Annotated in this window: 14 protein-coding genes and 1 pseudogene; all 15 read right to left on the bottom strand. The window is 59.3% G+C overall.

The features are described 5' to 3' along the window. Positions 1 to 397: 397 nt before the first annotated feature. Positions 398 to 1,438, bottom strand: coding sequence for a quinoprotein relay system zinc metallohydrolase 2 (locus AB8841_RS07595; protein WP_370435179.1), 1,041 nt, complete (start codon positions 1,436 to 1,438; stop codon positions 398 to 400). 101 nt (positions 1,439 to 1,539) lie between these two features. Next, positions 1,540 to 2,304, bottom strand: a complete 765-nt coding sequence (locus tag AB8841_RS07600; RefSeq protein WP_370435180.1) for an ABC transporter ATP-binding protein — start codon at positions 2,302 to 2,304, stop codon at positions 1,540 to 1,542. Beyond that, positions 2,267 to 3,025 carry an ABC transporter permease gene (locus tag AB8841_RS07605; protein WP_370435181.1) on the bottom strand — a complete coding sequence of 253 codons (759 nt, stop codon included), beginning with the start codon at positions 3,023 to 3,025 and terminating at the stop codon, positions 2,267 to 2,269. Before AB8841_RS07605 ends, AB8841_RS07600 begins: the two co-directional genes overlap by 38 nt. An 8-nt stretch (positions 3,026 to 3,033) precedes the next feature. Then, positions 3,034 to 4,005 (bottom strand): ABC transporter substrate-binding protein, encoded by a 972-nt coding sequence (locus AB8841_RS07610; protein WP_370435182.1) that lies wholly within the window; start codon positions 4,003 to 4,005, stop codon positions 3,034 to 3,036. Between the two features lie 191 nt (positions 4,006 to 4,196). Then, on the bottom strand, positions 4,197 to 4,703 hold the full coding sequence (locus AB8841_RS07615; protein WP_370435183.1) for a DUF3280 domain-containing protein: 507 nt from the start codon (positions 4,701 to 4,703) through the stop codon (positions 4,197 to 4,199). 110 nt (positions 4,704 to 4,813) lie between these two features. Then, positions 4,814 to 5,179 carry a hypothetical protein gene (locus AB8841_RS07620; RefSeq protein WP_370435184.1) on the bottom strand — a complete coding sequence of 122 codons (366 nt, stop codon included), beginning with the start codon at positions 5,177 to 5,179 and terminating at the stop codon, positions 4,814 to 4,816. Positions 5,180 to 5,707: 528 nt separating this feature from the next. After that, positions 5,708 to 6,395 (bottom strand): annotated as a pseudogene (locus AB8841_RS07625) (IS6 family transposase). Between the two features lie 97 nt (positions 6,396 to 6,492). After that, entirely contained in the window at positions 6,493 to 7,971 is a 1,479-nt protein-coding gene (locus AB8841_RS07630; protein ID WP_370435185.1) for an NAD-dependent succinate-semialdehyde dehydrogenase, read from the bottom strand. 227 nt (positions 7,972 to 8,198) lie between these two features. Next, the gene (gene hpaR, locus AB8841_RS07635) at positions 8,199 to 8,711 is read right to left on the bottom strand and encodes a homoprotocatechuate degradation operon regulator HpaR (protein ID WP_370435186.1); all 513 of its coding nucleotides are present in this window, start codon (positions 8,709 to 8,711) and stop codon (positions 8,199 to 8,201) included. Positions 8,712 to 8,769: 58 nt separating this feature from the next. Continuing rightward, positions 8,770 to 9,183: a 5-carboxymethyl-2-hydroxymuconate Delta-isomerase gene (locus tag AB8841_RS07640; protein WP_370435187.1), complete on the bottom strand. Its 414-nt coding sequence runs from the start codon at positions 9,181 to 9,183 to the stop codon at positions 8,770 to 8,772. 19 nt (positions 9,184 to 9,202) lie between these two features. Next, entirely contained in the window at positions 9,203 to 10,363 is a 1,161-nt protein-coding gene (locus tag AB8841_RS07645; protein ID WP_370435188.1) for an alanine--glyoxylate aminotransferase family protein, read from the bottom strand. A 47-nt stretch (positions 10,364 to 10,410) separates the two neighbouring features. Then, positions 10,411 to 11,148 carry an amino acid ABC transporter ATP-binding protein gene (locus AB8841_RS07650; protein WP_370435189.1) on the bottom strand — a complete coding sequence of 246 codons (738 nt, stop codon included), beginning with the start codon at positions 11,146 to 11,148 and terminating at the stop codon, positions 10,411 to 10,413. Between the two features lie 20 nt (positions 11,149 to 11,168). Continuing rightward, entirely contained in the window at positions 11,169 to 12,290 is a 1,122-nt protein-coding gene (locus AB8841_RS07655; protein WP_370435190.1) for an amino acid ABC transporter permease, read from the bottom strand. Next, entirely contained in the window at positions 12,287 to 13,381 is a 1,095-nt protein-coding gene (locus AB8841_RS07660; protein ID WP_370435191.1) for an amino acid ABC transporter permease, read from the bottom strand. Before AB8841_RS07660 ends, AB8841_RS07655 begins: the two co-directional genes overlap by 4 nt. A gap of 156 nt (positions 13,382 to 13,537) precedes the next feature. Beyond that, positions 13,538 to 14,575 carry an amino acid ABC transporter substrate-binding protein gene (locus AB8841_RS07665; protein WP_370435192.1) on the bottom strand — a complete coding sequence of 346 codons (1,038 nt, stop codon included), beginning with the start codon at positions 14,573 to 14,575 and terminating at the stop codon, positions 13,538 to 13,540. Positions 14,576 to 14,601: the final 26 nt, after the last annotated feature.

A 14,601-nucleotide genomic window follows, 5' to 3' on the forward strand; every position in this document is an offset into this window, starting at 1 on the left:
CGGGATGCTCATGCTGCGATCTGCATGCGGAGCACCCGCCGATTAGCGTCAGGGGGGATCAAGAGCCTCGGCACATATCGCGGCCGGCAACTGCGCCCGGTCCTGGCCGGTCCGGGAGGAAGCTACGAAGTCAGCGACAAGATTCGCCTCCCTAAGCGAAGCTTTTAAAAACCGAAGCCAACGTAAATCATACGGCCGATTGACATAATCATCAATGACGCACTCCACATTTGCCAGTAAACATTAAGCATAACTCTCCAAGCTCGGCCATACAGCGAGATCATGGCCAATATTCGCCGGTCGCAAAGGGAATTGCCGCACATCGCGGATTTTCAGTGCCCGCTGCAGCCGAAGATGTCGGAGCCGGCACACCGCGCTTGCGGTCTTCCAGGCGCCGTCACTCCCACTCGAGCTCATGGAACGCGGTGACCGCATTGCGAGCATTGAACTGATTGAACAGCAACCATGGGCCTGCGTCACGTTGGGCAGCCTGTCGGGCGACCTCTCCGATCGTGTGGCCCTGACGGATCGACGTCCGTACATCGGCCTGGAGGGCCGCGAGATAGTGTTGTGTGAGGTCCGCGGCAGCCGGCCATGGGGCGGCCGAGGGACCATGTCCGGGCACGACCCGCGCGACGGGGCGGGCTCGCAGTTCGTTCAACGTGCGGATCCATCCCGCCAAACTGCCGTCCAAGGCCGGAACATGGCCGATGAAGAGCAGATCGCCAAGGAACCATGTGCTCGTCGCCTCGTCGAGGACCGTGACGTCGGTGTTGGTGTGAGCCGTGCGCCAGGCCTCGACCCGAAGCTTTCGACGACCGAGATCAATCTCCACGACGTCCTCGGCGAGCCGCGTCGGTGGAACGATGGAGGTTCCCGCAAACGCCGCGCCGATCAACGCGCTGTTGGCCGCCAGATAGGTCTTTGCGCGGTCGGCGAGAGCCTGGGGAAGGTTGCGGTGCCCCACGAACGTCACTCCGCTGCCTTCGAACGCCGCGTTGCCCAGGACATGGTCCGGATGCACATGAGTGTTGACGACATATCGGATCGGGAGGTCGGTCCGCTCCCGGATCGCAGCAAGGAGCCTTTGTCCCGCGGCCAAGCTCCCGCCGGTGTCGATGACGGCAACTCCGTCCTCGCCGATCACGAATCCAAGGTTGGCGATCGCGCCGAGATTGTTCGCGTCCGCGAGAGCGATGGGCGCCTCGTAAACGAAGACGCCAGCTGCGATTTCCGTGACGGGAAACGGGTTTGCCTCTTCGGCAGATGGTCCGGACGAAGCGACGGCTCCCACGCTCAGGACAAGAGCATAGAGACAGGCGATGCGCCCGGGCGCGACCCGCGGCCCCTCGGGGCCGCATCGGCAGGAATCGGGTACGGCTTCTGCCCCCATGGCGTTTCCGATCCGCGACCCGAAAAGCGCCGTTTGAGGCAGCATGCATCGGATTCCTCGCACGTGTGAAATCCACTTTCGAGACCGGTGAGCTCGCACACCCCAATGTCTCACGAAGGCTGCCAAACGGCTCATGTTGTGGCCCGTCAACGGTGAAGTGCCGCACGACCGGACGATATGGTCTGCGGATGATCCGCGGCAAGCTGCTCCAGCGTTGCCTCGATCCATCGGTCGGAGCGGCCTTGGCGAGGTGTGGTAATCCGGATCTCAGCCCGTATCCGCGCGGGCCTGCCATCCAGAAGAACCAACCGATCCGCGAAAGCCAGCGCCTCCCGGACGTTGTGCGTCACCATGAGGACGCTCAGCCGATGTCTGGCGACCACGTCGAAGACCGTGGCCCGCAGATCGGCCGCGGCGTGTTCGTCCAACGATACGAAGGGCTCGTCAAGCACGAGAAGGGACGGTTCGATCGCCAGCGCGCGAGCAAGGGCAACGCGCCGAGCCAGGCCGCCCGAGAGCTCGCCTGGATACCGCCGCACCCACTCGGTCAATCGCAAGTCAGCGAACAGGCCGTCGAGCGGTCGACGACGCTCGCTTCTCGTCAAGGCCAGGCGGATGTTGTCCTCGGCCGTGCGCCATGGCAGAAGCCTCGGCTCCTGAAAGACAGGGCCGATCCGGAACTCGCGGAGCGCCGGACGAACGCTGCCTTCGAAATCCCGATCCAGGCCCATCAGGATTCGCAGGACCGTCGTCTTGCCCACGCCCGAAGGCCCGATCAGGCACAGCGTTTCCTCCCGATGGACGACGAGCCTGAACGCGCGAAGGACCTCGAGCGGCGGCAACCCCTTCCGCCGGTACACCTTCCGGTCGACATCAAGCTGCAGAGGGAACAGGGCGCCAGCGTCTTGCATAGACTTCCAGAGGCTGAAGGACGACGGAGTCGATCACGAGGACGACAGCCGTGAAGACGAGGCTGTAACCCAGGAGGGCTGCCACGTTGAACAGCTGAAAGTAGTAGGAGAGCGCGTATCCGACGCCATCCGGGCGCCCGAGCAACTCGACGACGAGAACGATCTTCCAGACCAGAGCGAGACCCGAGCGGGCGGCGGCGATCGCGTAAGGCTCGACCTGCGGGAGCAGAACATGCCGGATCCAGGTCAGACGATCGAACCGGAATGCCTTGCGCATTTCCTCGATCTGCGGGTCGAGAGAGCGGGCGCCCTCACGCATGATGACCGCAACGTTTGGAATCTTGTTGAGCGTGACAGCCGCGATGGCGGCCGTTTCAGACAGGCCGAGCCATACATAACACAGGATGATGATCACAAGGGCCGGCGTATTGAGCAGAATCATGAGCCACGAATCCACGATCCGGTCGCACCGAGGTGACCGGCCCAGCGCCAGTCCGATGGCTCCTCCGATGACCATGGCCAGGGAGAAGGATATGAGGACGCGTCTCAGCGTCGCCGTAAGATTGCGGGCGAGATCTCCCGACCGGGCTTCCTCCACGACAAACGCGAAGACACCCGCAGGCGAAGGCACCTCCCCGCTGCCTGCCATGCTGGTCACCGTCTGCCACAGGAGCAGGAGCAGCAGAAGCGAGAGAAGGCGTGACAGGAGGCCAGTTGGCATCGATCAGCTCACATCGGATTGCGATCTTCATTCCAGTAGAGGCCGGCGGGCAGCCTCTGGCCTGGACCGACCAGCTTCTCGCCGCCGATCCTGGCCAGCACCCTGAACAGCGTCTCCGCGTCGGCCCTTTCATCGGGAATGCTGCGGCGCGGAATGCCCTCGATGAAGTACCGCTTCAAAGCCTGGAACGTCGTCTCGTCCTCCGCGCTCATGAGGGAGCGGATCGGGAGCCATGCGTCGTCCCGGTCCTGCAGGATCCGCTTGGCACCATGGGATGCCCTTGCGAAGGCGTCGAGGATGGCCGGATCCGTCTCCTCTTTGAAGATATAGCCCAGAAGAGCAATTTCACCTTCGACGCCGAACGATCGCGCAAGGTCGCCCGCGCCGACGAGGCGCCTATAATCCTTTGTCTCCAGTCGCGCGCAGAAATTCCAGAACAGCAATGCGGCATCAAGTTCGCCCGCCTCGAGCTTGTTCATCAGGAGCGGCGGAGCACCATAGGCCGGAGCCGCACCTATGCTCAGGTCGATGCCGGACTTCCGCTGAACATCGGCTTTCAGAAGAAGCCAGCTCTTGTCCAGTGGCCCTCCGGCGACTCCGATCCGCCTCCCGACGAGATCCACCACGGTCTGGATGGAGGACCGGGCGGGCACCATCACGCCGCCTTCCGTCGCCGAGAAGGGGATAAACTTCACCTTTCGGTTCTCATTCCGAAGGCGGGCCGCCAGTAGAAGGTCGGTGACGATCGTGTCGACCTGTCCGGCCTGGAATGCGATACGGGCGGCGTCATTGGTGGCCAACAGAACCGGCTTGAGCGTGAGGCCGTTCGCCGTATCGAGGCCCGCTCTGCGAATGGTGTCGATCTCCCACAGCACCGTACCGAAGGGGAGTACGCCCGCCCTCACCTCACGAGGATCAGCGGCCCTGCCCCATGCTGGCGCGACGGTTGCAGCCAGAAGGATATCACGCCTGGACAACATCGGGCCTCTCCCTCGGACGCGGCCTGCGCAGGCCCCCTGGGCCTAGCCGTATCCGCTAACGTCCTCGGAATGGCAGCTTACGCCGGTTCGTCATGGGAGCGAATAGGAACGAGCGTACCTGAGAACGCAAATGTCGCGGATGGCTCCTCAATGGAGGTAGGACGGAGTTTCCGCCTCTTGCCGGTGCCATGTCAGGGCCGCGTCGGCAGTGGCTCGGACAGGAGGCGGTTCTTCACGATCCAGCGGATCCCGCGCAGCCAGCTCTCATCGGTATTTCCGCGGATGTCGGCCTGCCCTCCGCGAACGAGCTCGCCGGACCGGACATCCCTGATTGCGATGGCGAAACTCAGGATCAAATCTGAGGTCTTCTGCACGATACCCGATACCAGAAGTTCGGCCCCGAGCGCCCGGGCGATGTCCTCGGCGCAGCCGTTGCACCTGTACAGAGGCGCTTTTTGGTTGATCTCGTCGCTCGCGGGGCCCAACTCGACGAGCTGGATTTGCGGTGAAGCCTGGAGCAACCTGCGCAGTTCATCACTGACGAGCTTCACGCGGCGGCTCTGATCGTCTCTCGGCCCGCGCTCCGCCTCCTGACTCATGTCGACGAGTTCGATGTCGAACACGGCCGTTCTCAGCGGCTCGGCAGCAGCTGCGGAGGCCATCGCCCAAAGCAACACGGCCGCCACGAACCGCACCATGCGCTATTCCTTTGAAAGAAAAACATCCCAGGCGACGCCGCAACACGCGCCGCGGTGAGGCCGCCGTGCCAAAAGCCCGCGCAGGGGGCGCTATCCGCCCCCGTCGTCTTCTACTTGGTACCGAGAAGGCCCTTAGCTTCGTTGATGGCGTTCGTGCAATCAGTCGCGTTCCCGCTTTGATCGGCGGACCGGGCGCGCCCAAGAGCCGCCTCCACCTGTTTTGCTCGATCCGGCGCGGGCGTAGCCCCAGACGCGATCTGCGAGCTTGTGGGCTGTCCCTGGATCTGCGAACGCACGTCCTGAGGCGATGCGGCCTTGTCCTGCGTCGCAGCGTTCATGGCGGTCGTGGCATTGGTCTTAGGAGCCTCACCGGCGGGAGGCACCTGGCGCGGTGTCGCAGGAACCACGCCTTCGGCGCCGCCCTGTTGAGATTGCGTCGAGCCGGTCGTCATGGCGTTCGTGGAACCGGTTCTCATGGTCGGACCCGACCCAGCGTCACTGCTATCCAGGACTTTTTGCAATGCGCTGATCTGGTCGGTGCAAGGCCCGGCCCAGCTTTCAATCGAGGTCGCCGACAGGATCAAGCCGGCTGTCGAAATTAACAATCCTACTCTCATCGCAGCTTCCTCCACGATTGCACCGCATCCAAGAACTACTTTTTCTGAAGAACACACCCCGGGGAAACCCGGTTCCATACAACCTGGCAAGGTGGGAGATCCCAGCCGACCATTGGTATGGCTCATTCGCCAGCCAAGGCTTACTCCCGAAGAGCCATCTCTTACCAGCGGGGCTCGCTCCTCAACGGATGCTTTTGCAACTGCGGTGAGAGCCAGATCGAAGACTGAAGATTTTCACCAGTCTCGGATTCGATACTCCGCAGCAGGTGGTTACTTCCTGGATCAGAGCCCTCTGGATCTCTTTAGAAGATCCCCCTTTCCCGCCCGGCGGCTCCGGTGATGTCACGGTAACTTGATGCGACCGCAATAAGCCCTGCTTTGTTGAATTCAGGCGAGCACGCCCGCGGTGGCTTTCCAGGCCGCCATAGCCTGAAGGCGGTGAAGGTGGGTGGCGAGGGCAGAGCGGTGGGAATGGGGCGGAACGAACAGGTTTCTGACGGCTGAAAACACCGAGGTGTACCGCTGCAGACCTCCGACGGATCGAAAGCCCTGCATCATTCGCTCCCGCTTTCTCAGTGGGAGATGCGAGTTCTCAGCCCGGTTATTCAGACCCTTATGCGAGCGATGCTCAACCGCTGGCAGGATCTGGCGCCGGGCGGCCGCATAGGAGCCGAGCTTATCCGTGATCATCCGTCGCGGCGGGAAACCCTGCCTCTTCAACAGACGCTTCAGCAAGCGTTTGGCCGCTTTGGTATCGCGCCGCGTCTGGACGATCTCGTCGAGGACATAGCCATCCTGATTTTGGCCGGCAATGGTGATCACGACCTCGTCGAGATGCCAAATATCGCGCCGGATCGGTCTCTTGCGTTTGAGGCGACGGGCGTAATCCGGCCCGAACTTCAGAGCCCATCGCCGGACGGTCACATAGGAGACGAGGATGCCGCGCTCGAGCAGCATCTCCTCAACCATCCGCAAGCTCAATGGGCTCCTGAAATAGAGCCATACCGCGTGCGCGATGATCTGGGGTGGAAAGCGTTGGCGTTTGTAGCTGACGGGCTTGATCATGCCAGCCCATCTACACGCCTCGCTCTCATACGCGGGTTAATGTGACATCCCCTCTAAAGGATGTCCTCTGTCTCTGACACGAGAAGGTGCGGACCCCGGCTCCCAGGCTAATCTGAATTCATACCGAGGCCGCCCATAAGCACGTACTTCATCTCGACGAACTCATCGATGCCATGGAGTGAGCCTTCCCGTCCAAGCCCGGACTCCTTAACACCACCAAAAGGTGCGACCTCGGTGCCAAGTATTGCGGAGTTTACGCCGACCATGCCATATTCCAGCTCATCTGCCACACGGAAGGCGCGACCAAGATCCTTTGTATAGAAATAGGCTGCAAGACCAAACGGTGTGTCATTGGCTAACGCGATGACCCCGTCTTCGTCCTTAAAGCGGTAGATGGGTGCGAGCGGCCCGAAGGTCTCCTCGCGCGTGACGAGCATATCGGTAGTCACCCCCGCGATGACGGTTGGCTCGAAAAAGGTTCTCCCAAGCGCATGGCGCTTCCCACCAACGATCACTTGGCCACCCAGCGCGACTGCGTCCGAGATGTGCAGCTCGACCTTCTCGACCGCCTTCTCGTTGATAAGCGGGCCCTGTACGACATCAGGCTCAATGCCGCTTCCGACCTTCAACTTAGATACCTCGCCGGCGAATTTCTCAACAAAGGCATCATGAATGCCTTCCTGTACGAAGAGCCGGTTGGTGCAGACGCAGGTTTGGCCCATATTGCGGAACTTTGCTGCGACTGCTCCGGAAACGGCAGCATCGAGATCCGCATCGTCGAAGACGATAAAAGGGGCGTTGCCCCCTAATTCCAGACCGACCTTCTTCACTGTTGAAGCTGCCTGCTGCATCAGCAGCTTACCCACAGGAGTAGAGCCGGTGAAGCCAATGAAGCGTACGGCCGGATGTGAGGTCATCACTTTGCCAATGGCAACAGCGTCGCCGGTCAGGATATTGATCACGCCTTTAGGAACACCTGCCCGCTCGGCAAGACCAATCAGAGCTAAAGCGGTCAGCGGAGTATCAGGAGCAGGCTTGACCACAAAGGTACAGCCAGCAGCGAGGCCCGGTGCACATTTGCGAGTGATCATGGCGGCAGGAAAGTTCCACGGTGTTATGACAGCGCAAACACCGACGGGCTGCCTCTGTACGATTATGCGTGAATGGGGGAACGGCGATGGAATTGTCTCGCCATAAATGCGCTTAGCCTCCTCTGCGTAAAATTCCACAAAGGAAGCGGCATAGGCAACTTCGCTCCGCGCCTCGGCCAACGGCTTACCTTGTTCAGCCGTCATGATCGCCGCTAAATCCTCCTGATTTGCTTGGATTAGCTCGAACCATCTACGAAGGATCGCCGAGCGTTCTTTGGCGCTCTTCTTGGCCCAAGGCTTAAACGCCTTTTGCGCGGCATCTACCGCCACAGTTGCCTCGGCAGAGCCAAAGTGCGGAACGTGCGCCAGCACCTCTCCGGTTGCTGGATTGCTCACTGGATCGATGCCCTCTCCACTCCAGACACCATTGATATAACAGTTGGAGCGAAGAAGAGAGGGATCATTGAGTTTCAGGCGGTCACAAGGCGAGGTCATGAAAATGCTTCCTCCGGATCAGGTGCGCCAGCACGGAGCACCATCCTCATCCATGTTTGATATTGTGGGAATGTTCGACCTGCATATTACCAGGTCGCACTCATTACTGTGCTCTGCGCCGGCCGGGCAGGCCTGGTCTGGTCTGGTCTCACCCACAGCCGCAATTTCCTACGCGACACGTCCGTGTACCGCGAGATGCCGTTGATCATTCCAAGACTTAGGAGGAGCTAGGCGGTTATCTCCGGGCCTTCCAAGCACTCTTCCAATTGCCTGAGCAGGCTCTGAAGTTCGGATAGGCGTTCACTGCCATATCTTCCAGAGATCTCTCTGTATATCGCCTCCGACTCCACCCCTGCTCGCTCGATCAGGTCGAGGCCTTGAGGTGAAATGGATACAATCCCGCGGCGCATATCCGATGACGACGTTCGCCGCAGAATGAGTCCTCTGTCATCGAGATCCTTGAGAATTCGCGAAAGGCTAGAGGGGAGCAGAAACGTTGCCTCAGCGAGGGCTGTGACCTCGAGACTCTCCTGCGATGACAGGGCTCGCAGAACTCGCCATTGTTGCTCAGTGATGCCAAAGCGCCGTAGACTAGCCCGGAAATGGCGCATGACGGCTTCACGTGCCCTCAGCAAGGACATCGGAAGCGATTTTGAAAAGTGTCTAATCCGGACGCGAGCCCCGGATTGATCGGTATCCTTCGACATAGACCTGGAACTCCGGGAGATACGTTCAGCCATGAGATTACTCGAAAATCGGGCGCGACGCTAACCTAAGACCAATGCCGCGCCCCCTTGATCAACATGCAACCGTTTCGGAAATGCCCCGACGCGCGAGATACTCGCGGTAGTTGCTTGTCTTGTAATTCAACGTTTCATCAGCCTCTTCCATCTGCACAGAGATCCCGAGGGGCCTGGAGGCGCTTACGGTACTGAGGAAATCTTTCACGGCCTCGAACACTCGGTTCCCGGCCGCCTTCTTTGCTTCTTCGGAGCGACCCTTGGCAATCCGTAGTAGCACATGCACAAACGCATTATCCGGGTGTCCGTCCACTATCAGGTAATTGGCGATGGGAACGCCACGGGTGCGAGCTCCGGCGAACGGGAAAATCGTTCCATCATCGATTAGCGCGTCTTGCGTCGTCTTAAGCAGGCTAGGAATATCGATGTCGGCTTCGAGATTGGCCGAGTATTCAACCCAAATGTGGGGCATATGAGTGATCTTTCACTGATTATCGGAGAGCTTCGATCGCCGCGGCAATGCCACAGCCAGGTGTTGGGACGTTGTGGCCAAGCGCCGACAGGCTTTGCTCAAGGTAGTAAAGGTCTGTCATGACGTCAGCCTCGCTAATGTCCCCCATAGTTCCGATGCGGATGACCTTGCCGCTCAGTTTGTTGCGGGCGCCCGCGATCGCGGTGTTATAGTTATCGTACATGTGCTTCACGATCTCTCCGCCGGTGAGCGGCGCGGGGACGGAGGCGACTACGACCGTGCTCGATGCGACGGTCAGATCCCCGAATGCCGGCAAGCCGAGTCCGACGCAGCCAGCCCGCAGGGCATTCGACAAGCGCCGGTGACGGGCAAACACCTGCGGAAGCCCCTCTTCGTGAATGATCTTCAAAGCTTCATGCACACCGAGCAGCAATGAAACTGGACAGGTAAAGGCAGTTTCGTTCTTGTCCACGACAGCGAGCGCCTTACGCATGTCGAGATAAAACCGAGCACAGCGATCATCGCGTTCAATTACCTTACGGGCTTTTTCGCTTACACTGGCGAAGGCGAGGCCGGGTGGGCACATCAGCGCCTTCTGCGAGCCAGTGACAACGATGTCTACACCCCACTCATCTTGTTGCAACTCCATGCCGCCGAGACCGCTGACTGAGTCCACCAAAAGCAACGTGTCCCGATCCCTGAGGAGTGCGCCGATCGCGGCCAAATCGGTCACAGCGCCCGTTGCGCTCTCATTATGGACAGCGATAACCGCTCGGTATGCAGCCGTCTCAAGCTTGGCCGCAATCACCTCTGTATTAGGGACGTAGCCCCATTCACTTTCGACAACGTCGACCTCTGCACCGAGAGCACGCGCAATCTGCGCGTACCGTTCTCCAAACTGGCCATGCACCAGAGCAAGAACCTTTTCTCCTGGTGCGAGAACGTTGGCCAAACTCGCTTCCATGACACCGGTACCGGAGGTACTGAATGTCAGTACGGGGGCCTGGGTTCCAAAAAGCGGTTTGATCAGATCCTGGATTTCTCCGAGGATCGTGCGCATTTCGGGTCCGCGATGATTCAGGATGGGTCGTGCTGTTGCTAGGCGGATCCGTTCAGGAATCGAAGTCGGGCCCGGAAGGCGCAGACGGTACGGATAGACGGTCGAGGTCGATTTAGTCACTGCAAAGAACTCCGAAGTCTGGCTTTTCGAGAGGGGCGAAACACCAGCTAGTGAATCACCTGCTGGATGAATTGGCGGGCCCGCTCAGTGCGCGGGGCAGAGAAGAACGTTTCTGGCTCACCGACCTCTGCGATGGCACCGTCAGCCATGAAGACGACACGGTCGGCCACGGCACGAGCGAAACCCATTTCGTGAGTCACACAGATCATCGTCATGCCAGTGCCCGCAAGCTCGATCATCACGTCGAGAACCTCCTTCACCATTTCTGGATCAAGGGCTGAGGTCGGCTCGTCGAACAGCATAACGTCGGGCTCCATGGCGAGCGCACGGGCGATCGCCACGCGTTGCTGCTGTCCGCCGGAGAGCTGGTTCGGGAACTTCCGTGCCTGGTGGCCGATATGGACGCGCTCGAGCAACTCCATTGCGCGCGCCTCGGCAGCTGCGCGAGGGACGCGCTTCAGCTTGATTGGCCCAAGGGTCAAATTGTCGATGATCGACAGATGCGGAAACAGATTGAAGCTCTGGAAAACCATGCCGACCCGCTGGCGTATCTTCTCGATGTTGTCATCCCCTTGAGAAACGTACTCGCCGGCTACCGTGATCGTGCCCTGCTCATAGGCTTCAAGGCCATTGATGCAACGGATCATCGTCGACTTGCCGGAGCCAGATGGGCCGCAAACGACAATACGCTCGCCCTGCCGAACCTCGAGATTGATATTCTTGAGAACGTGGAATTGGGAATACCACTTGTTGACGTTCACGAGCTGAATAAGCGGGTTTTCCATTACCTATATTCCTGTAGCGGTCAGGTGCGCTCGGCGCGGGCGAAACCTGCCTCAATGGCGCGGCTGTAGCAGGACAATCCGAAGCTCATCAGCCAGAACACCAATCCGACGATGAAGTAACCTTCTGCCTGCGATCCCGCCCAGAGCGGATCGGAGACACCCGCAGAGACGATGTTAAGCAGGTCGAATAGGCCGACGACCATCACCAGTGTCGTGTTCTTCAGCAGCGATATCGTCGTGTTCACGACGCCCGGTATGACCTTTCGCACTGCCTGGGGCAGGATGATATAGAGCATGGTCCGCCAGTAGCCGAAGCCAAGCGCCATCGCGGCTTCGTATTGACCCTTGGGTAGTGCTTGCAGCCCGCCTCGGACGACCTCGGCCATATAAGCCGCCTCGTAGAAGATGATACCAACCACCGCAAGCGCAAGCGGATCCGGCTTCATTCCCAACGGCAGGAAGAACGGGAGCATTACGATCGCCATGAACAGCACGGTGAGGAAGGGTACACCGCGGCAGAGTTCAATGAAGCCGATACAGAACCAACGGATAAGTGGCAATCGGCTCCGCCGGCCCAGTGCGAAGAGAACGCCGAGAGGCAACGAGAAGGTAATGCCAGACACTGCGAGAATCATCGTCAGGAGCAGGCCGCCCCATTGATCGCTCGGAACGAACGGCAAGCCGGCGAAGCCACCGCGTAGTAGGAAAAATGTTATAACCGGAAGAATGACAGCCATGAAGAAGCCGGCATAAGCCTTGCCCGGGATCCGCGGCACCATCAGCCAGATGAGACCGGCTATCAACAATGCAAAGGCGATGTCCGGCCGCCAGCGCTCCAAAGGCGGATAGAACCCGTAAATGAACTGCGGGGCCTTGGCGACGACAAAAGCCCAGCACGCGCCCTCTTGGGTGCAATCCGCTCGACTGGTGCCACTCCACGTGGCATTAACCAGCGCCCAGGGCACAATCGTCCAAACGATACCCCCGAGCACTATGACGACGGCTAGAGATAGAACCGCGTCGCGCCAGGAAGCAAAAATCCGGCGGCGCAACCAGAGCATGATTTGAGAAGCCGGCAAGGCTCCCGTTGCTAGGGATGGTCGGGGACTGCCGGAATTGGGGATGGCGGATACGTCGTTCACCGTTCAGCAATCCTAGTCATGTGGTTGAACAGATTGATCAGCGCACCGATCAGGAGACTGATAACGAGGTAGACAGCCATAGTCATCGCGACGATTTCGATAGCGCGGCCAGTCTGGTTGATGCTGATGCCGGTGAACACGCCGACAAGATCCGGATAGCCAATTGCGACCGCGAGTGATGACCCCTTGAGGATGTTGAGATACTGGTTCGACAGTGGCGGCAGCAACACGCGGATTGCCTGTGGGATTACGATGAACCGGAGGGTCTTCCACCAGCCGAATCCGATCGCGGCTGCGGCTTCGCGTTGACCTTTGTTAACAGACTCGATGCTCGCTCGAACCAGTTCGCCAATGAACGCGGCATTATAGATTGCCATAGCGATGACGAGAGCCGCGAGTTCCGGCACGACAACCCAGCCGCCAATGAAGTTGAAACCCCTCAATTGCGGAGTCGAGACGGAGACCTGTGAGCCTGTGAGCACAACCCATGCCAGGGGAAGGACAATCAAGATCGCAAGCACCGGGATCCAAGTGTTGACTTGGCGACCGGTCCGTTCCCCATAGGCAGTAAGGCTACGAAAGAGTGCGAGCGCAGAAGCAAGCGCGATCAAGATGACCAGCATAAGCAGTTCGGGCCGGTCGGCTATCAGACCAGGCAGGAAGATGCCCCGGTTTGATAAATAGACCACGTCGCCAAGCGAGTGGGCCGCTCGGGGAGCTGGAAGCATTGTCAAAGCGACATTGTACCAGATTAGAATGTGCAGCAGTTGCGGTAGGTTGCGCACGATCTCGACGTAAAGGCGCGCAGCGCGCGACATCGCCCAGTTGCCGGAGAGTTGCGCGATGCCGACAGCAAATCCGAAAATGGTTGAAAAGGTGATCGCGAGAACGGTGACCAGCAGCGTGTTGGTGATGCCGATCAAAAAGACGTGCCAGTAAGTGTCGCTGGCTGTGTAGGGAATGAGATGGAAGGCGATCTCGAAGCCTGCTTCCTGCCACAGGAAATCAAAGCCGATATTGAGACCACGCGCTAGCAGATTATCATGCAGATTCCCGATGGCAACATAACCCACTAAGGCGAGGGCGGCCACGAGCACGCTCTGATAGAACCAGCCCAGGATCCTCCGACTTCCGAGCGTCCGCCGCTGGGGATGAATAGCACGTGAGATCGACATCGTTACAAGCACCGACTTCCTGTCAGAGTAAGGAGGTCGGCGTTAGGCCGCCGACCTCGATGGCGCGCCACCTCAGCGAATCAGAGGCGAAGACATCAAACCCTTGTTATTCCAGAGATTGTTGAGACCGCGCTCGAGTTTGATCGGGCTCTTATCCCCAACATTGCGTGCAAACATCTCGCCGTAATTTCCGACGGATTTAATCGCGTTGAAAGCCCAATCGTTTTCCAGCCCGAGCTTGACGCCAAAGTCACCTGTGACACCCAAGAGACGCTGCACCTCGGGTGAGGTCGACGTCTTCTTCATTTCCTCGACATTCGCTTGCGTAATGCCCAATTCCTCTGCGGCGATCAAAGCATTCAGAGTCCAAGCAACGATGTCACGGAAGCGGCTATCGTCCTTGCGGACGACGGGGCCGATAGGCTCCATTGAAATAAGTTCCGGCAGCACAACCCATTCGTCGGGATTGCCAAGCTTGCTGACCGCACCAGCGAGTGCGCTCAAAACGTTCGCGTAGACGTCACAACGCCCAGCGGCAAGATTCTTCTCATTTTGATCACGCGTATTCGCGGTGACGGGAGTGAATTTGAGGCCGTTCTTGCGGAAGAAATCCGCGAGGTTCAACTCGTAATTGGAACCACCCGAGACACAGATCGAAGCGCCGTCCAGCTCCTTCGCGCTGCTCACTCCAAGCGATTTCTTCGCCAAAAAGCCTTGGCTGTCATAGAGGTACGCGCCCGCCCATTCGACGTTAAGCTCGATGTCACGGATGAAAGTGTGCGTCGCAGTCCGAGCCAACAGATCGATTCCGCCCGACTGAAGCGTCGTAAAGGCTGTCTTGATCTCAAGCGGCACGAACTTGATCTTCTCCGAGTCTCCGAGGACAGCAGCCGCGACCGCCCGGCAGAAATCAACCTCGAAGCCGGTCCACTTAGCGGCACCATCAAGCGTACTCATGCCGGTTTGGACGCCGGTCGAAACGCCGCAGTTCAGTAGGCCGCGGTCTTTGATGGCTTTTTGAGTGGCACCGGTATTTGCCGACGCTGCCGTTGCGGCAATCACCAGACACCCTGCGGCCAGCGTCCACTTATTGCATAGGTTTGCGAGCATTTAGTCCTCCCAGCGGCTGTCATAAA

The organism is Microvirga sp. TS319 (genome assembly GCF_041276405.1).
Lineage (GTDB): Bacteria > Pseudomonadota > Alphaproteobacteria > Rhizobiales > Beijerinckiaceae > Microvirga.

Coding starts and splice junctions, on each gene's coding strand:
- AB8841_RS07605 (WP_370435181.1), bottom strand. CDS start 3,025: ATGCCAACTGGCCTCCTGTCACGCCTTCTCTCGCTTCTGCTGCTCCTG.
- AB8841_RS07600 (WP_370435180.1), bottom strand. CDS start 2,304: ATGCAAGACGCTGGCGCCCTGTTCCCTCTGCAGCTTGATGTCGACCGG.
- AB8841_RS07595 (WP_370435179.1), bottom strand. CDS start 1,438: ATGCTGCCTCAAACGGCGCTTTTCGGGTCGCGGATCGGAAACGCCATG.
- AB8841_RS07650 (WP_370435189.1), bottom strand. CDS start 11,148: ATGGAAAACCCGCTTATTCAGCTCGTGAACGTCAACAAGTGGTATTCC.
- AB8841_RS07630 (WP_370435185.1), bottom strand. CDS start 7,971: ATGACCTCGCCTTGTGACCGCCTGAAACTCAATGATCCCTCTCTTCTT.
- AB8841_RS07640 (WP_370435187.1), bottom strand. CDS start 9,183: ATGCCCCACATTTGGGTTGAATACTCGGCCAATCTCGAAGCCGACATC.
- AB8841_RS07620 (WP_370435184.1), bottom strand. CDS start 5,179: ATGAGAACCGGTTCCACGAACGCCATGACGACCGGCTCGACGCAATCT.
- AB8841_RS07665 (WP_370435192.1), bottom strand. CDS start 14,575: ATGCTCGCAAACCTATGCAATAAGTGGACGCTGGCCGCAGGGTGTCTG.
- AB8841_RS07610 (WP_370435182.1), bottom strand. CDS start 4,005: ATGTTGTCCAGGCGTGATATCCTTCTGGCTGCAACCGTCGCGCCAGCA.
- hpaR (WP_370435186.1), bottom strand. CDS start 8,711: ATGGCTGAACGTATCTCCCGGAGTTCCAGGTCTATGTCGAAGGATACC.
- AB8841_RS07615 (WP_370435183.1), bottom strand. CDS start 4,703: ATGGTGCGGTTCGTGGCGGCCGTGTTGCTTTGGGCGATGGCCTCCGCA.